The organism is bacterium, assembly GCA_035307765.1.
Lineage (GTDB): Bacteria > Sysuimicrobiota > Sysuimicrobiia > Sysuimicrobiales > Segetimicrobiaceae > Segetimicrobium.
This window is the reverse complement of sequence record DATGHU010000040.1, coordinates 26754-51061: the sequence shown is the minus strand read 5'-3', so window position 1 is coordinate 51061 and position 24308 is coordinate 26754. Positions and strand designations below refer to the sequence as shown.

General features: G+C 64.6%; 21 protein-coding genes and 1 tRNA gene. 15 read left to right on the top strand and 7 right to left on the bottom strand.

Features of this window, described 5'->3' with window-relative positions; genetic code table 11:
* Positions 1-35 precede the first annotated feature (35 nt).
* The gene (locus VKV57_13510; protein ID HLW60922.1) at positions 36-1001 is read right to left on the bottom strand and encodes an LLM class flavin-dependent oxidoreductase; all 966 of its coding nucleotides are present in this window, start codon (positions 999-1001) and stop codon (positions 36-38) included.
* Between the two features lie 105 nt (positions 1002-1106).
* On the opposite strand from VKV57_13510, the gene VKV57_13505 reads away from it, so the two are divergent.
* Genes VKV57_13505 through VKV57_13490 form a run of 4 tightly spaced genes read left to right on the top strand, consistent with a single transcriptional unit; the run spans position 1107 to position 5841 of the window.
* Complete coding sequence (locus VKV57_13505; GenBank protein HLW60921.1) at positions 1107-2792, top strand: ABC transporter substrate-binding protein; 1686 nt, start codon at positions 1107-1109, stop codon at positions 2790-2792.
* A gap of 13 nt (positions 2793-2805) precedes the next feature.
* Positions 2806-3759 (top strand): ABC transporter permease, encoded by a 954-nt coding sequence (locus VKV57_13500; GenBank protein ID HLW60920.1) that lies wholly within the window; start codon positions 2806-2808, stop codon positions 3757-3759.
* A complete protein-coding gene (locus VKV57_13495; GenBank protein HLW60919.1) occupies positions 3752-4645 on the top strand; it encodes an ABC transporter permease in 894 nt (297 codons plus the stop codon). Before VKV57_13500 ends, VKV57_13495 begins: the two co-directional genes overlap by 8 nt.
* 23 nt (positions 4646-4668) lie before the next feature.
* Entirely contained in the window at positions 4669-5841 is a 1173-nt protein-coding gene (locus tag VKV57_13490) for an amidohydrolase family protein (protein HLW60918.1), read from the top strand.
* 151 nt (positions 5842-5992) lie between these two features.
* Here VKV57_13490 and typA read toward each other — a convergent pair whose 3' ends face one another.
* The gene (gene typA / locus VKV57_13485; GenBank protein HLW60917.1) at positions 5993-7831 is read right to left on the bottom strand and encodes a translational GTPase TypA; all 1839 of its coding nucleotides are present in this window, start codon (positions 7829-7831) and stop codon (positions 5993-5995) included.
* A gap of 556 nt (positions 7832-8387) precedes the next feature.
* On the opposite strand from typA, the gene VKV57_13480 reads away from it, so the two are divergent.
* The gene (locus tag VKV57_13480) at positions 8388-10484 is read left to right on the top strand and encodes an AsmA family protein (GenBank protein HLW60916.1); all 2097 of its coding nucleotides are present in this window, start codon (positions 8388-8390) and stop codon (positions 10482-10484) included.
* A gap of 186 nt (positions 10485-10670) precedes the next feature.
* Here the strand turns inward: VKV57_13480 and VKV57_13475 are convergent, their stop codons facing one another.
* Positions 10671-10949, bottom strand: coding sequence for a hypothetical protein (locus tag VKV57_13475; GenBank protein HLW60915.1), 279 nt, complete (start codon positions 10947-10949; stop codon positions 10671-10673).
* 483 nt (positions 10950-11432) lie between these two features.
* Between VKV57_13475 and VKV57_13470 the strand changes: the two genes are divergently transcribed.
* Both VKV57_13470 and VKV57_13465 read left to right on the top strand, forming a co-directional pair.
* Positions 11433-11753 (top strand): hypothetical protein, encoded by a 321-nt coding sequence (locus tag VKV57_13470; GenBank protein HLW60914.1) that lies wholly within the window; start codon positions 11433-11435, stop codon positions 11751-11753.
* Between the two features lie 43 nt (positions 11754-11796).
* Positions 11797-12453 (top strand): hypothetical protein, encoded by a 657-nt coding sequence (locus VKV57_13465; protein ID HLW60913.1) that lies wholly within the window; start codon positions 11797-11799, stop codon positions 12451-12453.
* Between the two features lie 78 nt (positions 12454-12531).
* Here VKV57_13465 and VKV57_13460 read toward each other — a convergent pair whose 3' ends face one another.
* The gene (locus VKV57_13460; GenBank protein HLW60912.1) at positions 12532-13551 is read right to left on the bottom strand and encodes a polysaccharide deacetylase family protein; all 1020 of its coding nucleotides are present in this window, start codon (positions 13549-13551) and stop codon (positions 12532-12534) included.
* Positions 13552-13639: 88 nt separating this feature from the next.
* The gene (locus VKV57_13455) at positions 13640-14785 is read right to left on the bottom strand and encodes a glycosyltransferase family A protein (GenBank protein HLW60911.1); all 1146 of its coding nucleotides are present in this window, start codon (positions 14783-14785) and stop codon (positions 13640-13642) included.
* Positions 14786-16745: 1960 nt separating this feature from the next.
* Between VKV57_13455 and VKV57_13450 the strand changes: the two genes are divergently transcribed.
* Positions 16746-17006, top strand: coding sequence for a hypothetical protein (locus VKV57_13450; GenBank protein ID HLW60910.1), 261 nt, complete (start codon positions 16746-16748; stop codon positions 17004-17006).
* Positions 17007-17098: 92 nt separating this feature from the next.
* Here the strand turns inward: VKV57_13450 and VKV57_13445 are convergent, their stop codons facing one another.
* The gene (locus VKV57_13445; GenBank protein ID HLW60909.1) at positions 17099-18445 is read right to left on the bottom strand and encodes a glycosyltransferase; all 1347 of its coding nucleotides are present in this window, start codon (positions 18443-18445) and stop codon (positions 17099-17101) included.
* A 299-nt stretch (positions 18446-18744) separates the two neighbouring features.
* On the opposite strand from VKV57_13445, the gene VKV57_13440 reads away from it, so the two are divergent.
* The 4 genes from VKV57_13440 (at position 18745) to VKV57_13425 (ending at position 22804) form a co-directional block, all read left to right on the top strand.
* A complete protein-coding gene (locus tag VKV57_13440) occupies positions 18745-18948 on the top strand; it encodes a hypothetical protein (protein ID HLW60908.1) in 204 nt (67 codons plus the stop codon).
* Between the two features lie 48 nt (positions 18949-18996).
* A complete protein-coding gene (locus VKV57_13435; GenBank protein ID HLW60907.1) occupies positions 18997-19341 on the top strand; it encodes a hypothetical protein in 345 nt (114 codons plus the stop codon).
* Between the two features lie 143 nt (positions 19342-19484).
* Positions 19485-19883, top strand: coding sequence for a DUF2231 domain-containing protein (locus VKV57_13430; protein HLW60906.1), 399 nt, complete (start codon positions 19485-19487; stop codon positions 19881-19883).
* A gap of 2 nt (positions 19884-19885) precedes the next feature.
* A complete protein-coding gene (locus VKV57_13425) occupies positions 19886-22804 on the top strand; it encodes an FAD-linked oxidase C-terminal domain-containing protein (protein HLW60905.1) in 2919 nt (972 codons plus the stop codon).
* A gap of 1 nt (position 22805) precedes the next feature.
* On the opposite strand, the gene VKV57_13420 is transcribed toward VKV57_13425, so the two are convergent.
* On the bottom strand, positions 22806-23024 hold the full coding sequence (locus VKV57_13420; GenBank protein ID HLW60904.1) for a hypothetical protein: 219 nt from the start codon (positions 23022-23024) through the stop codon (positions 22806-22808).
* A 136-nt stretch (positions 23025-23160) separates the two neighbouring features.
* Here VKV57_13420 and VKV57_13415 point away from each other — a divergent pair.
* From VKV57_13415 to VKV57_13405, 3 genes are all read left to right on the top strand, one after another.
* Positions 23161-23237: transfer RNA gene (locus VKV57_13415), tRNA-His, on the top strand.
* Between the two features lie 31 nt (positions 23238-23268).
* Positions 23269-23475: a hypothetical protein gene (locus tag VKV57_13410; protein ID HLW60903.1), complete on the top strand. Its 207-nt coding sequence runs from the start codon at positions 23269-23271 to the stop codon at positions 23473-23475.
* 59 nt (positions 23476-23534) lie between these two features.
* Complete coding sequence (locus tag VKV57_13405; protein HLW60902.1) at positions 23535-24293, top strand: MBL fold metallo-hydrolase; 759 nt, start codon at positions 23535-23537, stop codon at positions 24291-24293.
* Positions 24294-24308: the final 15 nt, after the last annotated feature.

Here is a 24308-nt window from a genome sequence, read left to right as displayed (position 1 = left end):
CCCGATGCCCAACGCATCTCCTTCGAGGTTGGAGGTTAGCTCAGGTGGGGCAGCACTTCCTCGATCACCCGCCGCAGCTGCCCCCGCTGGTCCCAGCTCGTACACCGCAACCCGATAGAACCCATCCCTATCCGCTCGTAGACACGAAGGTGCTCCACGCACTCTTGCGGTGAGCCGGCGGCCGTCCAGCTGGCGACCCGGTCCGGAGGCATATCCGTGGTGTAGTAGGTGTCGAGAAACTTCTTGGATTCCGCCAGTGCCGCGCCGCGGTCCTCATTGACGTTGATGTTGTGGTAGAGGCACGTGGGGAACGTATCGGGGTTCCGCCCGAGCTCCCGGACCTTGCTCCGGATGTCCTGCAGGCGCCACGACACCTCCTCGGGGTTCGAAAGCGCGGTCATCCAACCATCGGCATGCTCGGCGACGCGTCTATGGGTGCGCTCGACGACGCTTCGGGCGGCAAGTGAATTGTTGGCGATCCAGATCGGGGGCCGTGGTTTCGCCGCGGGCCGGGGCTCGATCGTGACGCCATGGACGCGGTAGTGCCGGCCCTCAACCGTCACCTTCTCCTCGGTCCACAGACGTTTCAGCAGCACGATCCACTCGACCAACCGTTCGGCGCGTGCCTTGTTGTCGACCCCGTACTGCGCGTCCTCCACTGCCGCGCCGGCCTGCGGCACGATGCCGGTGCACGCCACCAGGATGGTGCGCCCGTTGGACAGCAGATCGAGGCTCGCCCACTGGTACGCCAGCAGGAGCGGATCGCGCAGCGGGAAACTGGCCATACACGCCGGACCGATCCGCAGGCGTTTCGTCCGAGCGGCAAGGCCGGCCATCAACGTGATGCTTTCCATCCGCGGCTTGGCGAGAAAGCTGTCGCCGACCCAGAGATGCTCGAACCGTCCCGACTGGTCGGCGATCTCGCTCATGGCGAGCATTTCATCCGGCGTGATCGCTCCGAAGAGCACACCGCGGTTTGGCAGCGTCAGTCCGAACTTCATACCTTCACCCCTCCACCTCCGCCAGATCATGCGCCGCGCGAGGCGTTGAGGGATCTTCCTTGGCGGCTCCTTCCACCCCTGCGCCGCCGATCGGAGGAGTCGTCGGTGCCTCAGCGAATCAGTGACCGGCGTGGGACCAACTCGGGACGCAGGTTTGGGTGGTGGGGGCTCGATATGTTGACTCGACGCGCGTTGTTGAAGATCGGTATGGGCGGAATCGCGACTGGTGTCGCTGGGGCCTTGAGCCGGCCGGGGGAAGCCGCGCAGGGGCCATCGCAGGTCGTGATCGCGATCTGGGGCCTTCCGGTTCGCATGCTGGGGAGCAGCGAAGCGGTATTTTCGTACGTCAATCTCTTGATCAACGATTCCCTGACGGCCGTCGACGGTCAGGGGAACGTCAGCGGACGGCTCGCCGCGCAGTACCCGGCCTCGCCGGACGGCAAGACGTATCTTGTCACCCTTCGGGGCGCGAAATTCCAAGATGGGTCACCCGTGACGGCTCGCGATGTGAAGTTCAGCTACGAACTCTATCTGCATCCCAAGTACCCCACGACCGCTCCGGCGTTCCTGGAGATTGCCGGGGCGCGAGAGTACAAGGCGGGCAAGGCCTCCGCGGTGACGGGGATTACGGTCGTCAACCCGCGTGTGGTGCGGTTCATCCTCAACCGTCCGTATCCGTTCTTCTACGAACAGATCGGGACCGGGGCCATCCTCCCCGCGCACGCGCTCGCAAACGTTGACATGTCGCGGCTGCAGGAGGCGCCGTTTGCCCGACGGCCGATCGGGGCGGGACCCTACCGCCTGGTCGAGTGGCGCGAGTCGGAGAGCATCACGTTCGAGGCGTTCCGCGAGTATTGGGGGGGCGCCCCGCACCTGCCGCGCGTGGTGTTCAAGCTGATTCCGGAAGACGCCACGGTGCTCGCGGAGCTCCATGCCGGCAATATCGACGCCGGTCGCATCCTTCCCGAGGCGTATGCGCAGTTTCAGAACGATCCGCGGGTCACGCCGCTGCGGGTGCCCGGGGACACATTCTATTGGTTCGCGCCCAACCTCAAACTGCCGATGTTCCAGGACGTTCGGGTCCGCCAGGCGATGGCGTACGCGATCAATCGCGAGGAGATGCTCAGTGCGCTGTACCGAGGTCTGGGGACGGTCTGCCAGAGCCCCGTTCACCCAAGTCTCTGGCAGTACGACAAGCAGCTCAAAGGGTACGCGTACGATCCGGCGAAAGCAAAGCAGCTCCTGACCCAAGCCGGGTGGACGCCGGGGCCGGACGGGATCGTGCAGAAGGGCGGGCAGCCGTTCAAAGCCAAGTACGCGTTCCTCGCCGGGAAGGACTACCAAGACCAGGCGCTCCTGATCCAGCAGTATCTCCGCGCCGTCGGCATCGCGATCGACGTGCAGGCGATCGAGCGCGGCGACTTTTTTAGCCGATACTTCACGCCGGGCGCCCCGATCGAGCTGGTCGGCATCGCTTGGTTTAACTTGATCTTACCGCCGCAGGCGGAGCTTGAGGCAAACTTCTTGGGCACGGGGTCGACCTCCCAAATCATCGGTTACGACAATCCGAAGATGGACCAGTTGCTCCAGCAGGTCGTGCTGACCCGCGATCGGGCGGCGCAGAAGGTGCTCTATAACCAGATACAGGAGCTCGTGCTTTCGGACGCACCACACATCCTCACGATCCGGCCCGATGTGATCTGGGGGGTCAACAAGAACTTCGTCTTGCCGACCGGGGTCAACTCGCTCCGCGATTTCTTCGGATCCCTGCCGCGTTGGACGGCGCGCTGAGCCAGCGGGTCGCGTGAGTGGTTACATCGCACGGCGGGTGCTCACCCTCATCCCGCTACTGTTTGGGATCACCGCGATCACCTTCGCACTCTTGGTGCTGGCGCCGGGGGATCCCGTCGACTTTCTAGTCTCACCGGAGCAGCGCGGGTTCACCGACGTCGCACAGCTGCGCCACCAGCTCGGGCTCGACCGGCCGCTCCCGGTGCAGTACGTTTCGATGATGGCGGATCTCATGACCGGAAAGCTTCGGAGCTTCAGCGACCGGCGTCCCACGACCCAACGCGTGATCGACGCTCTGCCGACGACCCTCATCCTCACCGCGACGTCGCTTGCCCTGACCATCGCGCTGGCGTCGCCGATCGCGGTCGTTTCGGCGCTGCGGCCCTACAGTAGCGTCGACCACGTCGCGACGCTGTTTTCGCTGCTGGGCATTTCGCTCCCGACGTTCTGGTTCGCACTTGTGCTGATCTTCGTCCTTACCGGAAAACTGGGCGCGTTGCCGGCGAGCGGGCTCCGCCCCGTGGGGGTTGCCGGATACAACCCTGTCGTGATCTTCCCCTACCTCGTGATGCCGACGATCGTGCAGGCGCTGAGCATCCTCCCCGTGCTCGTGCGATATGCTCGATCGTCGTTGCTCGACGCACTCGACCAGGACTACGTGCGCGTCGCGCGCAGCAAAGGGCTGGCGGAACAGGCCGTCTTCCTCCGGCACGTTGCCCGGAACTCGCTGACGCCGATGCTCACCATCGTCGCATTGCTGCTGCCCTTTCTGCTGAGCGGCTCGGTGGTCGTCGAAACGATTTTCGCCCTACCCGGCATCGGCCGGCTGGCGGTGAACGCCGCGCTGGCGCGCGACTACCCGACGGTGCTGACCACGACGACCGTCGCCGGCGTGCTGGTGGCGCTGAGCAACCTCGGCGCCGACCTCGGCTATTTCTATCTCGACCCCCGGATCCGCGATGGCTAGACAGTCCTTTCGCCCCACCGCCGGTCCCGGGCGATCCGGCACCGGACATCGGGGACGGCGCGGCGCGCGACACCGGTTCATTCGCAACCCGCGGGCGATCGCGGGCTGCGCGATCATGGCGTTGTTCTTTACGATCGCGCTCGCCGCGCCGCGCCTCGCGCCGTTCCGGCCGGACGTGCCGCACGTCCTGGCGATCCTGCGCGCGCCCGCGTGGCCGTACCTGCTCGGTACGGACAACCTGGGGCGCGACGTGCTCAGCCGGATCATCGTCGCCTCGCGCATCTCGCTGGCGATCGGACTCCTCTCGATGCTCATCTCCGTGGTGATCGGCATTCTTGTCGGCGCTTCGGCGGGGTATTTCGGCGGTTTGGCCGATGCCGTACTGATGCGCCTGACCGATGTCGTGTTGGCGATCCCGATATTCTTCCTCGCGGTCGCGTTCCTGGCGTTGTTCGGCCCCAGCGTACCCGGTCTCATCTTGATTATCGGGGTCACCGCGTGGCCCCCGACGGCCCGGCTGGTGCGGGGGGAGTTTCTGTCGCTGCGCGGCCGGGACTTCGTCGCGGCCGCCCGGGCGACCGGCGCGTCGAGCGGCCGGATCATCGCGCGCCATCTCCTACCGAACGTCGTGCCCGTGATCGTGATCTCGGCCACCCTGCGCGTCGGCCTGGCGATCCTGACGGAGGCGGGTTTGAGCTTCCTGGGCCTCGGGGTGCAGCCGCCCCAGCCGAGTTGGGGGAACATCATCGCCGACGGGCGAGAGTATCTCGCCACCGCCTGGTGGGTGTCGCTATTCCCAGGGTTGTGTGTGCTCTTGGGTGTGATGGCATTTAATCTGGTCGGCGACGGTCTCCGCGACGCTTTTGATCCCAGACTGCAGATTTGAGTCGTTCGAGCGGGAGGCGTGAGATGACCCGGATGATTCTGCGCGGCGCGAGCGTCTTCGACGGCACCGGCCGGCCGCCCGAGCGCCGAACGGTCGTTGTCGAAGGCGACCGTATCACCGAGGTGGCGAGCGATGGGTCCGCAGACGGGGGTGCCGACGCGCGGACGATTGATCTCAGCGGGTGCACGCTGCTCCCCGGCCTGATCGATCTTCACGTCCACTTGGGGTGGGGTCCGCGGACGTTCGCCCCGAGTGTCGCGACGATTGCGTTCCGGGCAGCCCGCAACCTCCGCGCCACACAAGCCGTGGGGATCACGACGGTTCGCGACGTCGGCACTCTGGGCGGCGTCGCCGCGGCCGCGCGCGATGCGGTGGGACGTGGTGACATTCCGGGCTCCCGCGTGGTGCCGTGCGGGCAGATCCTTTGCATGACCGGCGGCCACGGGTCGGAGCCGCCGGCCCTTCCCGGAATGGCGCGCGAGGTGGACGGTCCGGATGACTGCCGGCGCGCCGTCCGCGAGCAGGTGAAAGCGGGGGCGGATTGCATCAAGGTCACAACGAACGGGCCTTTGAACGTCGTGGAGCTCACGCAGGCCGAACTTGACGCCATCGTCGACGAGGCACACCGACTGGGCCGGCGGGTCGCGTGCCACGCGTCAATCCTTGGGTCCAGCCAAATGGCCGTGCAGGCGGGTGTGGACACGATGGAGCACGGGTCCGATCTCGACGAGCGGACCGCGCGCCAGATGGCTGATCGGGGGATGACGCTTGTCCCAACGCTGCTCGTCTCGAAGCGGATCATGGATCGGTGGGACGAGTACAAGACCATCCCGATGTTCCGCTCGATTCCCGTGCGTGCGAAACGCGCCGTCGAAAGCTTCCAGATCGCCCTCGCGGCCGGGGTCCCGATGGGCGCCGGTACGGATCTCTTCTTCGGGCTCGGCCGATTTGAGTCGCTGCCCGAGGAAATCGAGTACATGGTGGAGTGCGGCATGCGCCCGAGCGCGGCGCTGGCGGCCGCGACATCCGGCGGGGCGGCCGCGCTGGGGACAGACCACGAGACCGGCACGATCGCCTCCGGCAAGGTTGCGGACCTGCTTGCGGTCAAGGGAGACCCCACCCGCGATATCGCGGCGCTGCACCAGGTCGCCATCGTGATGCAGGGGGGCGAGGTCGTGCGCGACGCGGCACCGTAGTCGCGACCCGCGCTCGCCGCGGCCTTCGGACCGAATTGATACGCGTGGAGCTGCTGAAGCGGCGCAAGACGAGCGGGCGAAGGCCGCGGCCGCCCAGCGTCCGCAGGAGGGCGGGGGAGGGGCGCCCCCTGGGTACGTGAATTTCAGCCCGTCATTGCTCGGAAAGGCGTGATCCCGCAGCCGGGACCGCACCTTTCCGCGGGCGGCGGTTTGACTGCAGGGTTTTCTTCCGCAGACGCAGTGATCTGGGCGTGACCTCCACAAACTCATCGTCCGCAATAAATTCAATCGCTTGCTCCAGATTCAAGGCCCGGAATGGGACGAGTCGGATGGCGTCGTCGGCGGTGGATGCCCGCATGTTGGTGAGTTTCTTCTCCCGCACGATGTTGACGTCGAGATCATTGTCTCGTGCGTTCTCGCCGATGATCATTCCTTCGTACACGTCGATCCCTGGGCCGGCGAAGAGTTCGCCGCGCTCCTGTAGATTGTAGAGGGCGTAGGACGTCGTCACCCCCGGCCGATCGGCGACGAGCGCACCCGTGGGGCGACGCGGGATCTCTCCCATCCACTCGGTGTAACCATCGAAAAGCGAATTCATGACAATGGTGCCGCGTGTGTCGGTAAGCAACTCGCCTCGCAAGCCGATGAGGGCGCGACTGGGAAGTCGGAACTCCAAGCGCGCGCGCCCAAACCCGTGGTTGTGTATGTTGGTCATCAGTCCCTTGCGAGCGCCGAGTTTCTCCACCACCACCCCGACAAAGGTCTCGGGCACGTCGATCGTCACCCGCTCAATAGGTTCCATCAGCTTGCCGGCGAGCATCTTGGTCACAATTTGCGGCTTGCCGACCATCAGCTCGTATCCCTCTCTCCGCATCATCTCGATGAGGATGGCGAGCTGGAGCTCTCCTCTCCCCATGACCTTGAAGGAATCGGTACTGTCCATTTCCTCCACCCGCATGGAGACATTCGTCAGCGTCTCTTTCTCCAAGCGCTCGCGCAGGTTGCGTGAGGTGACGTACGTCCCCTCTCTGCCGGCAAAAGGCGAAGTGTTCACGGTGAACTGCATCGCGATGGTCGGTTCATCAATCGCAATGCGGGGCAGGGGAGCGGGCACATCGGCCTCGGTAATGGTGTCGCCGATGGCAATGCCTTCAACGCCGGCGACCGCGATGATGTCGCCAAGATCGGTCGAGGTAATCTCTACCCGTTTTAGCCCGTTGAACGAAAACAGTTTGGTGATGCGCGTTTTGGGCGCCGAGCCATCAATCTTCGCAATGCTCACGTCTTCGCCCGTCTTCAGCGTGCCGTTGAAGACCCGCGCGATCGCGATGCGGCCGAGGTAATCGCTGTAGTCGAGGTTGGCGACCAACACCTGTAGCGGGGCCCCGGCCGTTCCGCCGGGCGCGGGGATGGTGGAGACGATCGCCTCAAACAGGGGACGCAGATCCTTCCCCGCCTGCGCCGGATCGGTCGAAGCGGTGCCCAGCTTCGCGTTGGTGTAGAGGACTGGGAAATCGAGTTGCCCTTCCTGGGCGTCCAGGTCGATGAACAGGTCGTAGATTTCGTTCAACACTTGTTGCGGGCGCGCATCGGGCCGGTCAATTTTGTTGATAACCACGATTGGCGGCAGGCCGCCCTCCAGGGCCTTGCTCAGCACGTAGCGGGTTTGGGGGAGGGGTCCTTCGCTCGCGTCCACCAGCAGCATCACCCCATCCACCATCTTCAGGGCACGTTCGACCTCCCCGCCAAAGTCGCTGTGACCGGGGGTATCCACGATGTTGATTTTGGTGTCGGCATAGATGATGGCGGTGTTCTTGGCCAGGATCGTGATGCCGCGCTCGCGCTCCAGCTCGTTGGAGTCCATCACCCGGTCCACCATGATTTCATTGGCACGAAACGCGCCACTCTGCCACAGCATGGCGTCGACCAATGTCGTTTTCCCATGGTCGACGTGCGCGATGATCGCAATGTTACGAATCGCCCTGATCACTGCCGGTCTCCTCGGTCAACGTTGATCTTCTGTCGAACGCCTACGCTTGGCCCCGGGATCGACTGATATTCGGTGGGTCCTCGCCCGTGACGACCGCGTGGTGCGACGGTGTCTCCTGCACCCTGCGTGAATCCGGCATCAGGCCGGTCGCCCGCCCTCCCGGACCACCATACCCTGGAGTTTGGCACCGGGCCGAACTCCCCGTTTGGTTGGAGCTAACCTCTTGAGCACAACGCCCCGAGGTGTTGCGGAATGCCCGGCCAGCGGTCGGGGGGGCCTTGGTCTGGTTTGACCGCGGGGAGCCCTACGAGGAAGCGGGAGCGCGACCCTCCCCATAACCCCACGCGTTACTCCGAGCCGCTCGTGGGCAGAGGTTCGGGTAGACTGCGAATAAACCTGTGCTGAGGCCGAGCAAAGCGCAGCAGGGGATTCGGGCGCCCGGCCAAATTCACTCGCGCTGCCCATGCAGACCTCTGGAAGTGGTTGGTGTAAAAAGAGTGCGGTCTAAATGGTAGACTCAAGGGGTACGAGGAGGGTTGGAGGGCCAACCTGCGCTATGGCTAGATCCTCGCTCAGACTGCGGTGGTCGCTCATCGGGGGCACGGTTCTGATATTTGCGGTGGTGGCCGTGGCGGCGACACCATTTCTGATTCCGGTTTACCGATACCGGCCGCTGCTTGAGCAGTTTATCCGAACCAGCCTGGGCCGTGAGGTCCAAATCGGCGACCTGAAACTCTACCTCCTGCCGACGATCCACCTTCGTGTCGCGAATGTCCGCCTGAAGAACCCCCCGGGATTCCCCTCGGGGAACGCGATTCTCGTGAAATCGATCGATCTCGGCGTCGCCGCTCGCGCTTTGCTCTCTCGCCGGCTCGACGTCACCTATATCACCCTCAGCGGCGTCAGGGCCGAGGTCCTGACCGATCCCGTCGGGCGGTCAAACTTCGACCTCCCGACGCCCCCGCGAGGCGCACCAGTGTCCAAGTCCGCTGCGGACGCAGGGCGCGCTCCTCTGGTTGCCCTGAATCACATCGGGGTTGTGACGGGAAGAGACGTTGGGATCGCTCTTGCCAACGTGGATCCGCGTCACGGGCAGGCCCCCCCATATCTCGCATTGACTGGCCTCAACGCCAAGGTTCGATCCATGGACCTGACTTCATCGAATTGGGCGGCGAAGGTCCAGGTCGCCATCGACCTTCGGGGTGCACGGCTCGCCACCTCGACGCTGACCAAGCCCGTCCAATTCCAAACCGGCGAACTCTTGCTGAAGAACGGCGGTGGACGGGGTGCGTTTGCAGCATCGCTGGACACGATGCGGTTGAAGGGGACAGCTTCGATCGCCAGCTTTGTCCCATTCTCCGGCGCATTTGCCCTCGCCACCCCGCGGCTCGACGTCGATCGATTGGAGCGCGTCCTGGCCGGTGGCGGCGGAGGTAGGTCAGATGTGAACGCGCCCCCGGTGCGGCCGCGGTTGGTGGCCCGCGTAGAGGTGACGGCGGATAGGCTCGTAGCTTCCCCGGTCGAGGCGACCGGGGCGCGGGGTGTGTTGAGCTTCTACACAACCTCTATGCGACTGGATTCGGTCGCGCTCACCGCCTACGGCGGTTTGGTGCGGGGCGGGGCGGCGCTGAACTACGCCTCGGCCGACCTCCCCGCGAAGGGGATGGTGCACGCGCGCGGGGTGAACTTGGCGGAGATTGTGCGCGTGTTCAACCCTGGGAAAACGCAGGTCGCCGGGAGGCTGGATGCCGACTTCTCGTTTGCGACCGCCTTGGGCCGAGACCCTAAAGCAGCGCTGGCGGGCAGCGGAACCTTCCTCGTGCACGGGTTGGTAGTTCCCCCGCTCGAGGCGAATGAGGCGCACGGTGCGGTGCGCGTGCGGGCGAACCGGATTCAGCTGACCTCGTATACGCTCTCGGCATACAGCGGCACCATCCGGGGCACCGGCGGGTTGGACTACTCCGCGCGGGCTCTTCCCGTCGCCGGAACCGCGACGGTGCGTGGGGTCAACTTGGAACGCCTGGTGACCTCGGTTGCCCCCGGGGCGAAGAAGGTCACGGGAACACTGAGTGCCGATCTCGCAGTTGCGACCGCGCTGGGAGGAGACCCGCAGGCGGCCTTGACGGGTGCGGGAACTTTTGCGCTGCACGACGGTTCCTTTCCGGGACTGGACCTCAAGCACAACCTGGCGCAGATCGCGAGGGTCTTCCAACTCGGCGTCCCTACGGGCGACACTCGGTTCAGTTACTTTGGAGGGGATGTTCGGTTCGCCCAACAGCGCGTCTATAGCAATGCCCTCCGGTTAACCGGCGAGGGCTTGGAAGGTACCGGCCGGGGCAGCTTTGGCTTCAATAGATCACTCGATTATACGGGGAGCGGTGTATTGGCCCTGAAGCCGGCCGGGGGGGCGCCGGCCATGGGGGTACTGCCGTCGGCGGGGGAGATGGTGGGCCGAGTGCTGCCGGGAGCGGCGGGTTCAACCGGGACCCGGGTGCCGTTCTCGATCCGCGGAACCTTCGACGATCCCAAATTCGCGCTGGCCGGCATGCCGGAGTTCATTCGAGCCCAGGGGGCTCAGCCACAACAAACTCAGCAGACCCAACTCCCTCAGCTGCCGCCCGCATTGCAAGACCTGTTTAAGGTTTCCCCTTAGCCCGTCGAAGTTTCAAGCGGGCTGTAGGCCGCCATCCATTTCTTGTCGTCCCTGACCGCACCGGAGGTGCAGTTCTTTAGGGGACATCGCTCCGTCCGGCATGCCTTTCCGTATGGGGCGCGGTCATCGCGCGCGTGATGTCGCGCGTCCGGCATGAAGGATGCCGGACGCGACCCATTACCCGTATCACAGGGGCACTTCTGCCCACGTGGTGCCGGTGGCGTCTGTGTAGAGCGCGTCGAGTTTCACATTTCGAAAGTCTGGATCATCGTTAAGAGAGTCGAAGTGGGCAAGCTTGTCGATCTCGTAGATGAAAAGCCTGTTTGGCGTGCCAGAGGTCATCGATGCGTAGTACTTGAAGTTTCTGCCGCCGTGCTTCGCGATAATCGTCTTCAACTTACGGAGCTCGTCTTTGGCTCGCTCCTTGTGGTCAGGGTGAATCTGAAACTCATAGTGGACAATCATCGGTTTCCCCCCCGATACCTGGATTGAGAGGCGACCGCGCTAATGCACGGCGTCCTCTGCCGCTCCAATTCGCGAGGAGAGACCCGCCGGCCTCTTCCGGGGCCTCATATGGCGGAGTTGCGCAGAGTCGACTGTGTTCCCCCGCGGCCAACGCCGCTGTGGGTCCGATATCCGGATCCATAGCTTGGGCGGCCCTCATGTCGAGGCGAAGGCTCCCAAAGGGGCCGTCGGCGCCTCACGCATCCTTCCGGGCGGGATCGGCCGATGTCAGTCGGGGTGGAGGTTCCAAGTCATGTCAGAGTTAACTGCCTGTTGACAAAATCGTGACAGCGAAGGAGTAAGAAGAGAAGCAAATACTGCAACGCGGAGACGAGCATGAGAAGATTATGGGTCGTCGGAGTGGTTCTTGTCGCCGCGGGGGTAGTCCTCTCCCCCTGGGGTGGTTTTCATCCATGGGCCTCGGGCCAAGATTATGGTGGAGGAATGGGCACGTCCGTCTTAACGCTGGAACCCAAGAGTCTCACCGTCGCGGCGGGGAAGTCGGCTTCGGCCAAGGTCACCCTCACCCTCAGCTCGGGGAAGTCTTGGGGGACGAACCTCGAGGCCACGAGCGTGCCTGCCGGATTGGCAATCGGCTTCGTTCCGGCGTCCGGCAACCCAACGTTCACGAGCACGATGACTGTGAAAGCGTCCTCGACGGTGAAGCCGGGGACGTTTTCGGTAAAGGTCCGGGCGACAGGGGATGACCCCTCTGCCGTGGTTCAGTATCCAGTAAGCGTCTCGAAATCATCGTACGGCTATTAGCCATGAAGAAGAACCGGACTGGAGAATCAGAGAAGGGGGACGCATGATGCGGAAAATGCGATCGGTGCTCAGCGGTCTTGTTGTAATCAGTGTTCTGTTCGCCTGGACGGTGCCCCCGGCCCGGAGCCAATCGGCGATGCCGAATCCCGCAAAGGTCGCCGAGTTGAAGATGGCCCTCCGCGACCTCTACATCAACCATATTTTCTGGGTGCGCGATCTTGTGGTCTCGACGCGGCTCGGGGAAAAGGGCGCTATCAGCGAGGCGGACGAATATGGCATGAAGAATGCCAAGGCGATCGGAGAATCGATTGCCCCGTTCTATGGACAGGCGGCGGGCGATAAATTCGCCACGTTGTTCGTGGGGCACTACTCGGGGGTAAAGGCGTACATGCGTGCCGCGTTTACCAATAACTTCAAGGGCAGCGCCGCCCAGAAGAAAGCCGCTGTCGATCAGCTGACGAAGAATGCGACCGAGATCGCCGCGTTTGTGAGTTCAGCGAACCCGAACCTGCCCAAGGCGACCGTGTACGGCCTCTTGGTGACGCATGCGCAGCAGCACATCATGTCCATCGAGGCAACCACGAAGAAGGATTGGTCGGGCGAAGCGGATATGTGGGATCCCATGGTCAAGCACATTTATACGATTAGCGACGCTCTCGCCGAAGGGATCGCCAAGCAGTTTCCCGATAAATTTCAGTAGCACCCGGGACGGGCGGACGAACCAGGTGTGAAGACGGAGGCGCGCCTCGGCGGACGCGACCGCAAGGACCCGTTGGCGTCAATGCGCGTTTCTGCGGATGCTGCCAAGAGCTCGAGAGACGCGCCTTCCCGCGGACCACACAGGACCGGGAAGGATTCGTTTTAGAGCCGTTACGGTGGGGGCGTGCGCGTTGTGCGCCGCCCCCTCCAGCGTATCCAAGAGTCTGGCAAAGTTGGTGCGGTTGTGGTTTCCCACTGATACCCGCGGGAGAAGGTAGCGGTCGCAAGTAGCCGTGCACATTTCGGGTCGGATCGTGACAGACCCCAAGAACCCGGCGGCGGCGACCTCATTCCTGACCCGCGCGTCCACGTCCCCATGAGGGTACGCAAAAGCCGTCGGCTCTCCGCCGAGGTGGACGGCGATGCGGTCCCGGGAGGCGGTGATGTCCTCCCGAAGTTGGGGGGGGGGAAGCGCGATGAGGGACGAGTGCCACTCCGAGTGGGCACCGAAGCCGACGCCCCGGCGGCTCATCGTGCTGACCTCTCGCCAGGTCAGCGGGCGGCTGCCCGATGGTCCGCTTTCCGCGCCCAAGGTGTCGAGCAGCCGGTTTCTCGCTGCGCCGTCGAGGGCGCACAATCGCTCGCGCAGTGCGAAGTGGGCCCGGCGAAGGTGGTCCGGCGTGCGGAGCTCCACGCTCCCGAGGGAGGCGGAGGCGGACAGGGTTCCACCGGCTTTCGCGCAGAAAAACCCGGAAAGCCGATCCCACCAGAACGGCACCTGGTGTTCGATATACCCCGTGGCAAGGAAAATCGTCGCGGGGACGCCGAGGCGTTCGAGTATGGGGAACGCGAACCAATAGTTATCCGCATATCCGTCATCGAGCGTCACCGCTGCGAGACCCCCACGCGGGGTTCCAGCGGCAAGGCGGGTCAGGAACTGATCGAGGGGAACAATGGAATACCGGCGGGCAAGGATTTCCATCTGCTGCCGGAATCGCCGCGCCTCCACGTAGACGCGAAAGCGGTTCAGGATGTCCAACGGATCCGCGGGGATCGCTTCAACGATATGGTGATAGCAAAGGATTATCGATTCCTTCACAAGGCCCCCTGGCACCCCGTATCCCTGCGGTGGGGTCGCTGCGGTCGTAATTCCTCCCTGGCCGCCGCGGCGTGACCGCGACGGTACATCACCGCGACGAGCACACGAGTCTCACCCAGTTCGTCTTCCTGAGCAGCGAGGGGTTATGCCAGATGGCCTCCGCCACCGCGGACCCGACCAATCGAGGGTCGACCTGCCCCCCCCGCCCTTCGCTGAGGCCGACCGCGACGTCGCTCCATATGTGTGCGATCAACCTTCTCGCCCGGAGACACCCGATGAAGCCCTGTCTGGCGGTGAAATGATTCACCTCTTGGCAGAGCGTCCGGGTGGTGGGCAGCGGGGAGGAAGACGCAAGCGCAAGGCGGCTGGCAATCCGAGATACCGTGAGCCGAACCGCCGGGTCGCCGGGCAGGGAAGGGCAGAGTTGCAGTGCCGCCAAGAGGTGCGGTCGAGCCGCCTCGTGCTGGCCGATGTGCGAGAGGCGTTCGCCGATGGTCATTTCCACCCGGGCCCGCACCTCTCGTTTCATGCTGGCACGCGCCCCGGTGTCGGGGAGTGTCGCAAGGGCTCTTTCCACGATCCGTTGGATCGTCGGTCCATATCGCCCACTCGCGACGGCGCTGAAATGCTTCCCATCCGAAGATTGCCGGACCACCGCGACGGGCCCCTGGACGTACAGAAATGGAAGGCGAGAGCTCAACCGCAGCCACATGTCCCAGTCTTCGGCCGTTTCGAGGGTTTCGTCAAAAAGACCGCACACTTCGAAGGCTCGGCGACGCACGAGTATGCACGGCACACTGAGAAAGTCCTCACGCAACAACGCACCGAAGATCTGACCGGAAACCGCGCGGCGTGCGTCCGGCCACAGAATCTCCTCCGTCCCTTCCTGAATGCGAGCCTGGCTGTAAACCGCTCCGGCCTCCAAACGGCTCTCCAGGATGGGGACTTGCGCGCTCAGTCGATGCGGGAGCCATATGTCATCGTCATCCAGAAATGCGATAAATGCCCCCCTTCCGGCGGCGATCCCTAGATTTCGGGCCGCCGACGCCCCCCTGCACGCGGGGAGTCGAATGTAGCGGGCTTCGGGGAAACGCCCCACGACCTCCGGCGTGGAATCTGTCGAGGCGTCGTCCACGACGATAACTTCGATATCGAACTGGTCGCCGATGCCGTTCTGTGCATAGATTGAGTCCAGTGCGCCAACCAGGAGAGCGGCCCTGTTGCGCGTTGGCACGATCGCGCTGACTAGCGGCCTGCCGCTCCGGGGGGCCACAGGGAGGTCAGCGGGCATTCGACTCGTTCAGGGATGCGGTCGTCGCGATGCTGCGCATAAAGCGTTTTCCCCATTCCACGAGCACACCCACATCAGGGGCGGGAGGTAGCATGCTGGTGCTCTCTTTGAGGGAAGGCACGCCGCTACGTCCACTCGTTTCAGCAGGGCTCTCGCCGCACGAATACGAGCTGGTTGCGGGCCCTCGGGGGGGTCACCACCACGGTGACATCGACCTGATTCCGGTGTGTGATGCGCTGCCCCATTTGAACTGTTTGTGCACCCAGATTACACCTTGCGAGAACCACCGACTCTCCTCCGAAAAGATGAATTTTATCGGCGGCGCGGGCCTTCACAAGTTCTTCACAAGTTCTTCGAAACTGGCTGGTAAACTACTGTCGAATCGATCCAGCTTTTGACGGTCTCGGGCGTCTCGGGCGGAACCGGAAATCGGACAATGCGAAGCAGCGGCACCTGCACGAGGTGAGAGGGGGTAGGCGATGCGAAGGGCAACCGCACTCTTGCTGGGGACGCTGTTGCCGCTTCTGGGGTGGTCTGGGATCGGCGACGCTCAATCCTCGGTACAGGTCCAGGGCACCATTCAGGCTGTGGATTGTCAGGCGCAGACGGTTGTGTTGGTCGGGCCCGGTACCTCGAACACGATTGCCGCGGCGCCTTATACGGTGGTGTTGGTCAACTCGACAAGCATCCCGTTGTGCGCTTTGCAGCAGTACGTCGGTGCTCCTGCAACCGTGTGGTTGCTTGCCAGCGGCAACGAATTTACCGCCACGCGGATTGACGTTGTCGCCCAAGCTGTCGCAGCTCCTCTGCCGCCAGCCTCGTCGGCATATCCGGAGGTTACAACACCGCTGCCCGTGGTCGGGATTGTCCTGGGGACGGTCGTTGTCGCGGGCCTCGTGTACCTGCTCACTCGCGACGACGATGGACATTTCTATCGCTACCCATACTACGGGCCGTACTACCGCCACTATTATCGACCGGAGTATAGACCCTACTTCGGATTCTACCCCGTGTTTGCCCCGATTATCACTGTTCCCCCCCTAATTGTCGGGGTCGTCCTGGGCATAGCGGTCGTGGGCGGACTCGAGTATCTGCTGGCACGCGACCACGACGGCCGATTCTATCGGTATCCGTATTACGGCCCGTATCACCGGTATTACTATAGGGCGGAGTACCGCCCTTACTATGGGCCGTATCGTGATGCGCCCGTGCGCGGCCCGGACACCCGCTGGGACGTTCCCACCCACCGTGATTCGAACCGGGTACCGGTTCCTCAGGGGCCGTCACGGTGGACCCCTCCGAGCAATCAACCCACACCGGCGTATCGCGGGCCGGCAAACCAGGGACCGGTCCCGCAGGGGCCATCACGGTGGAGCCCTTCGAGCAATCAGTCGACACCGACATATCGCGAGCCGGCGAACCGAGGACCGGTTCCGCAAGGGGCGCCACGGTGGACCCCTCCGAGCAATCAACCCACACCGGCGTATCGCAGGCCGGGAGACCGAGCACCGGCTCCGCAAGGGCCGTCACGGTGGACCCCTCCGAGCAATCAACCCACACCGGCGTATCGCGAGCCGGCGAACCGGATACCGGCTCCGCAAGGGTCGCCGCGGTGGACTCCTCCGGGTAATCAGCCCACACCGGCATATCGAGATACTAACCGAAATCCGCAAACGTATCGAAATGACCGTCGGCAGGATGCGCCGGGAGGCAGCCAACCCCGACAGAGGTGCGAGAGCACCATGTCGAACCAAGCGTGCGGGTCAACCACCAGGTGATCGAAGGCGCCGGACGTTGAGCCGGGGCGAGGATGCTGAGAAGGCCCGACCTCGCGAGTCTCGAAGCAGGGGTATTCGGGTATACACACCCTCTCGGGCGCCAACCGCCCAGGAGGGATGTCTGGATGAGTGAAGCGGTGATCGAGCGAAACGGCTACAGCATTGAACCTCGGTCGCAATGGGTGCCGTCTGGGCGAGGCGTCAGGAAAGGGTGGCGGCCGAAGGCGGTTGTCGTGGAAGCCGGCCCGCCAAGGCTCGAATACCTGATCTCCCCCCAGGACGTCGAGACATTTTCTACCCAGGAAGAAGCCAACTCGTATATGCTGCGGTGGGCCCGGGACTGGGTCGAGCGACGACGACTGTCGGAGGTCATTCAGCGCGGGTAGCTCGTGGAACATTACCAGTAGTTCGCCAACACGCGCGGCATCACCCGGCCCTCAGCGAAGAGGGCCGGTTCGGCTAACCGTGAGTGTGGCGCTCAGCCATCCCCGTCGACCGCCCCTTGTCCGATCAACAACCGCTCGCTGGGATGCAATCCCGCATGTGGCGTTTTGTCCCAAACGGGTGCGCGCACGATTAAGGTTTGCCACAGCGCGGCCAGGCCGATGGGAATCCAGAGGAAACTGTAGCCCCACAGTCGGACGACGCGCCAGATCAGGTCGAGGGGTGATCGCGTGACCTCTCCCCACAGCCCGATCACGAGCAGAGGAAAATAGGCCACCGCGCTGATCGCTATATACGCGGGGGCGAGCGAGAGGGCAGGGTCTGCGTTGAAGATGAGGCGCAAGTTGACAACGAGATAGGACAACAGCAGCCAGAACGGCGTGAGAATGCTCGTCAGGTACACCGCATAGTCGAGCCGTCTACCAAGAACCACACGCGCTCTCAACAGGGGCCACAGGTATGTAAAACACACCCGCAAGTTCCCCGCGGCCCACCGGCGTCGTTGCCGGAAGAGGCCTCGCAGGCTGGTGACTCCTTCCTGCCAAACAACCGCCTGGGGACAAAACCTCACCCGATGTCCCGCCAGCACCAGGCGCACGGTCAGATCGAGATCTTCGGTCGATGCCCCGGTGTGCCACCCTCCGACCTGCTGAAGCGCAGATGCCCAGACGGCCTGCCCCTGGCCGCCCAGGCCAACCGCGCCATCCAGCGCGTTCCGCCCGAGCTGCATCACCTTGTGAAACGCGGCAAATTCGTCATCCTGGCAGGCTGCCAACGGGTGGCGGTCGCGATTGTAAATCCGCACGCGGGCCTGGGCGCCGGCAATGGAGGGATCCAGGTTGCTGATCAAAATCCGAAGGAAATCGCGGGCGATCAAGATATCGGCGTCGAAAACGACGATGACTTCGCCACGGCAGTGAGGTAACGCGGCGTTCAGCGCGGCGGCCTTCCCGCCCCCTTGGGCATCCAATCGGGTGAGGATCCGCAGTTGAGGGTACTGGGTCGCTAGAGACGCGAGGATCGCCCCGGTGCCGTCAGAGGAGGCGTCATCGATCGCGAGGACTTCGAACCGCGGCTCTCCGTCGGGCCCCCGGTAGTCTTGAGCGGCGACTTCAGCAATGGTCGTGGCGATGACCCGCTCCTCGTTGCGCGCGGGGATGAGGACCGAAACGAAGGGGAGCGGGGCGGGCATCGTGATTCGCCGGGGGTTTCGAATCGACCAGACCGCGGCGGAGGTGATCTTCAGAATGTACAAACCGAGGATGAAAAGGGTGGCCTGGAGCGGACGCATGTCCCCCACCAGAAGCGGCCCGATTAAGATCACGGTGAGGAACAAGATGAGAACGCACGCGAGTCGCGCGTCCCAAATCGTTGGTCCCACGGCTGCGTCGTCCCCCGGTGGGGCGGACAGCTCTCTCGCCTGACCAGAACCAAGCGGTTCCGGATATCCTGGAGATACTGGGCTCATGGAAGAGGAAAGTCCTTGGTGCGCCTCGGCGCCTGGCTGGGCCGCCTGGGGAACGGGCAGAGGTCCATGGTCTCCCTCTTCGCGGCGGTTGACGCCCAGTCCTGGTCGGCGGGCGGAGGAGATGATTCCTTTGGCGAGAACCCTCGGGCGAGGGATGCACGCGAGCGCGTCGCCGGGAGCAAGGGCGCCGCGGCCCCAAGGAGGGATCGCCCATGGAGTTGAGGCAGTTCGTGAGCAGCCTCGCGGACATTATTGTCGAGCGGGAGCGGAAAATCCAGCGCCCGGTGGACGGTGTGGTGCTGAGCTACGTCCAAGGCGCTGTGGTTGCTCGACTCGAGTACCGTCGGAGGCTGGAGGACCTCGAGCATCGGCGAGCGGAGATCGAAAGCGCACCGGCCGCAATCGGCGACTCCTGAGGGACCCTCGATGCGGGCCCCGACTGGAGCACGGGCGGCCCGGAGATTTTGCCAGTCGATCCGCGCCCGGGATCCCAGCCGGAGCTCGACAGCGGCCGGGGGCTGCTGGAGGGAAACGACTGGCTGAAAGCCACCGCGGCCGGCGTGGTGGGAGGACTGATCTTGCGCGCCGGGTTCGAGGTCACGGTCAGTCGTGCCGGGTTCGTGTTTCTTGCGGCGGCGATGAGCGGGCAGGATCCGCGGGCCGCCCTGCTGGCTCGAGCCTGGCTGCTGGGGGGCGTGTTTATCACCCTGGGTGCCGCTGCGGCGGCCGCCGCCTTGGTCCGGGAGCACCGGACGATCTGGGTGTTGGCAGCCATGGCATGCGTCGCGATCCCGTTGTTGACTCCTTGAGGGAGGGCGCCGCGCATCGACCGCACAGCGCGGGACGGTTCAACATGTTGCGGATGGTGACGGAGGATCCACCTTCACGTCGAGATGGATGGGATCGGAGCACAAGGCACGATCACCGCAATACGCCGCCGAAGGAGTTGTGGATGCTGATTCATCCCACGGTCGTTCATTTCCCCATCGCGTTCTGGCTCGCCAGCACTTTCTTCGACCTGATGGGATGGCGGCGGCCGGGGACGTTCTACCGAGACATGGCGTTCTGGCTCGTGGGGCTTGGGTTGGTCGGCGCGGCGGGAAGCATCCTGCTGGGGTGGGCGGATCTGCTCGCCCAGGAGCAACAGGGCGTGGGCACCGGGTTGCTGCTCCGTCACAACGTGCATAGCGTGCTCGCGTACGCCTCCACCGCCGCCTACCTCGGCGTCTTCCTCTGGCGGTGGCGAAGAGCGAATCGGCCGTCTTCCGGCATCCTCCTGCTCTCCCTGATGGGGGCGGCGCTGGTGACCGTGACCGGCTACCTCGGCGGCGAGATGCGGCAGGTGATGTGACCATGTCATCGGCTACCTTCGTGCAGGATCTGGCGGAGGACCTCCGCCGGGTGGTTCGCGGCGAAGTACGCTTCGATGCGGTGTCCCGGGTGCTCTATAGCACCGATGCCAGCATCTACGAAATCGAGCCCATCGGCGTCGTCATCCCGCGGGACACGGATGACGTGCAGGCGGTTCTGGAGATCGCCCGACGGGCCCGCGTTCCGGTGTTGCCGCGCGGAGGAGGGACGAGCCTCGCCGGTCAGACCGTCGGGCACGCAGTCGTGCTCGACTTCTCGAAGTACATGAACCGCATCCTGGAAGTGAACCCAGACGCCGGATGGGCCCGCGTCCAACCCGGGCTGGTGCGCAACGAGCTGGCGAACGCGCTGGCGCCGAGGAAACTGGTCTTCGGCCCGGAGACCTCCACCGGCAACCGCGCGACGATTGGGGGGATGATCGGCAATAACTCCTCCGGCGCGCGGTCGATCGTATTCGGGAAGACCGTCGACAACACGATTTCGGTTCGCGCCCTGCTCGCGGGCGGCGAGGCGGTCACGTTCGAACCGCTCGGTGGTGCGGAGGTGGCCGCCCGGGCGCGGAAAGAGGGGCCGGAAGGGGTCCTGTACCGGATGATCCCCGAGGTTGTTGAGCGCACCCGCGCCGAGGTGGCCCAGCGCTACCCGAAGATCCAGCGCCGGGTGGGCGGCTACAACCTCGACGAATTTCCTCCAGGCGGGCCGTGGAACCTGGCCAAACTGGTGGTGGGGTCGGAGGGGACGCTTGCCACCGTCACGGAGGCAACCGTCCGGATCGTTCCCCGTCTCCAGGCGACGGTGCTGGCGGTGTTGCACTTTGACGATATTGTACCGGCGTTGGAGGTGACGCCGGAGATCTTGGATACCCACCCAACCGCGGTAGAACTGATCGACAAGATCATCCTGGATATGGCCCGCCAGATGCGGGACTACTCAACGAAGATGACCTTTGTGGAAGGGGATCCGGCCGCGTTGATCGTGGTGGAGTACGCGGCGGAAACTCCCGAGGCCCTGCTCCCACGGCTCGATGCGCTCGAATCGCGCATGCGCCGCCGAGGGTTCGGGGGGGCGATCGTCCGCGCGATCGAGCCCGCGGCCCAGGCCAATCTTTGGCAGATACGGTCATCGGGTGTGGGGTTGTTGCTTGGGATGAAGACGGCTCGCAAACCGGTGGCGTTCGTGGAGGATACCGCGGTGGCCCCTGACCGGGTCGCCGAGTACGTCCGCCGGTTCCGGGAAATCGTCGAGCGGCACGGGACTCACGCCTCGTTCTACGGTCACGCCAGCGTCGGCCTCCTGCATACCCGGCCCATCCTCGACCTCCGCGAGGCCAAGGATATCGATACCATGCGGCAAATCGCAGAAGAGATCAGCGATCTGGTGCAGGAGTTTGGCGGAGCGATGAGCGGGGAGCACGGGGATGGGCTCTCTCGGAGCCACTTCAACGAGAAGCTGTTTGGCCCTCAGATCTATCAAGCCTTTCGTGAGATCAAGGCCGCGTTCGACCCGGAGGGGCGGATGAACCCGGGGAAGGTCGTCGACGCGCCGTCGATGACCGCGTCCTTGCGCTACGGCGCGGCCTATCGGGCGGACGCGATTCACACCGTGCAGGACTTCCACCGCGACGGCGGGTTTACGAACGCCGTGGAGTTGTGCAGCGGGGTGGGAGCCTGCCGGAAACCGCAGGGCGGCACGATGTGCCCGTCCTACATGGTGACCAAGGAAGAGGCGCACAGCACGCGGGGCCGCGCGAACGCGCTGCGGGCGGCCATCTCCGGTCGGCTCCCACGGGAGGCACTGACCGGCCCCGAGCTGTATGCGGTGATGGATCTGTGCATCGGGTGCAAAGCCTGCAAGGCGGAATGTCCGAGCAACGTCGACATGGCGAAGCTCAAGCATGAGTTCCTCGCACACTACTATGCGGCCCATGGGGTGCCGTTCCGGGCGAGGATGTTTGGCCACGTCGCCGCGGCCGGGCCGGTGGGATGTGCCACGGCGCCGGTTTCAAACTGGGTCATCGGAACACCCCCCGTTCGGTGGCTGCTGCATCGCGCGCTCGGGATTCACCCCCGCCGTCGCCTGCCTGCCTTCAGCCGGCAACGGTTCACGCGGTGGTTCCGCCACCGCGGGGGCAGCCCTCGAGGAGCGAACGGGGCGGCGAAGGCGCTTCCGGGTGGCGGACGGGTCATGCTGCTTGTTGACACGTTTACCGAGTACTACTATCCGGCGATCGGGCAAGCCGCGGTGCGGGTGCTGGAGGCCGCCGGGTGCGAGGTCGTGCTCGCCCCGAGCCGATGCTGCGGTCGCCCGATGATCAGCAACGGGCTGTTGAAAGAAGCCCAGGCCCTCGCCGCGGCAAATACGCAGCGGCTGCGTCCGTACGCGGACGAGGGCATCCCCATCGTCGGCCTCGAACCATCGTGCACGGTGACCCTCAAAGACGAGTACCCCGACCTTGCCCCCGGCGGTGCGGCGGATCAGGTGGCCCGGCAAACGTTCATGATCGAGGAATTCCTCGTTCAGCTTCACGCACGGGGGATCGACCTTCCCCTGGGGCGCCGCGAGCGTCGAGTGCTGCTTCACGGGCACTGTCACCAACGGGCGATGGTGGGGACGCAGCCGTCGCTGGCTGCGCTTCGGTGGCTTCCCGGAGCAACGGTGGTGGAGGCGGACTCAGGCTGCTGCGGGATGGCCGGGTCGTTTGGCTACGAGGCGGAGCACTATGCCGTGTCGCTGGCGATGGGCGAGCGTGCCCTCTTCAAGGCGATTCGAGATCTCCCCGTCGACGCGCTGATCGTCGCCGCGGGGGCGTCGTGCCGTCAGCAGATCCTCCACGGCACCGGGCGCCCGGCCGTGCACCTGGTGGAAGCCCTGGCGGAGGCGCTGGGCCCTCTGGATCGGTGAGCTATTCCGACCGCATGCGTAAGAGGACGATTGCCGTCACCCCGAGTCCGACGGCGATCACGATGTCGATCACGATGAGGACTTGGGCGAGATGGGGTAGGAACCATCCCGGAGCCGCGACGACCTTGGACAGTCGGGAAACATAAAATGTGAAGGCCAGCAGTCCCGCAAGAAAGATGGCCCCCATTCCGACGGTGCTGATCAGCGCAACCCATTTCACCGGCGATCACTCTCCCGTTCGATCGATGCGCGGACCGAGCGCCCAGCGATCCGGTTGGGTTCATGCCCACTCTAATCGCCCCTCAGACCCGGCCCTGGACGCTCGCCGGTCGCTGATGCTACAATGCTGGCGCGTGGTGGCCGTAGCTCAATTTGGCAGAGCACCAGACTGTGGCTCTGGGGGTTGGGGGTTCAAATCCCCTCGGCCACCCCATCCTGGGTCGTTCAGGGAGGGGTTCCCCCTCATGCCAGAGGTACGCCCCGTCATGACCGGAGTCAGGGTGGAGTTCGACCGCCGCGGCGGTCGGTGGGTGGCCGCGTGCGATGATCCGGGCGGCGAAGAGCGGCTGAGTGTCAACGCCGCGACGCACGAGCGCGCGCAACGCCTGCTCGACAAACGGTGGCGCCCCCGCTTCGAGCTCCTCGATCGCGAAAGCGAGGAGGACCGATAGGCGCCGAGCAGGGTGGAGAGGGTGCCCCAGGGCCCGATCCCGCGGGGGCACCATTTGAAGTGATCACCGCCCCCAACCCGTCGCCCGCCACGCTCGCTGGGACCAACACCTATCTCATCGATTCCGCTGGTCAGGCCGTCGTGATCGACCCCGGCCCGGACGACCCCGCCCACCTCGCGCGGGTGATCGAACGGACCGCCCGCGCCGGCGGGCGAGTGGTCCTGATCCTTGTCACCCACGGGCACAGCGACCATGTGGGGGGTGTCGCCCGCTTGGCGCGGGAAACCGGGGCTCAGGTACGGGGATGGCGGGGCACCGGCCGCCCCCTCCACGACGGGGAGATCTTCCCGTTTCGGGGGGAAGCATGCCGGGTAGTCTACACGCCAGGGCACGCGCCGGACCACGTGGCATTCTACTGGGAGGGCCCGGGGGTGTTATTTTCGGGAGATCTGATCCTGGGCCAAGGGACGGTCCAGGTGACCCCACCCGGCGGATCGATGATCGACTACCTCAAATCGTTGGAGCGAATTGCTCAACTCAACCTGGCGAGCATCGCGCCGGGCCACGGACCGCTGATCAGGGAACCCAAGGTGCGGGTTGCGGAATATCTGGCGCACCGACGTATGCGCGAGCGCCAAATCCTCGACGCGCTCACGGAGGTCGCGCGGACGCCTTCCGACCTGGCGCGCACCCTTTATCCAGATCTGGATCCGCGGTTGTGGAGGGCGGCGGAGGGGACGGTGCTGGCCCATCTCGAAAAGTTAGTGGCGGGCGGGCAGGCCCGCCGGATCGACGGCGGGTTTACCCGATCGAGGTGAAGGAAGGGGGAGTGG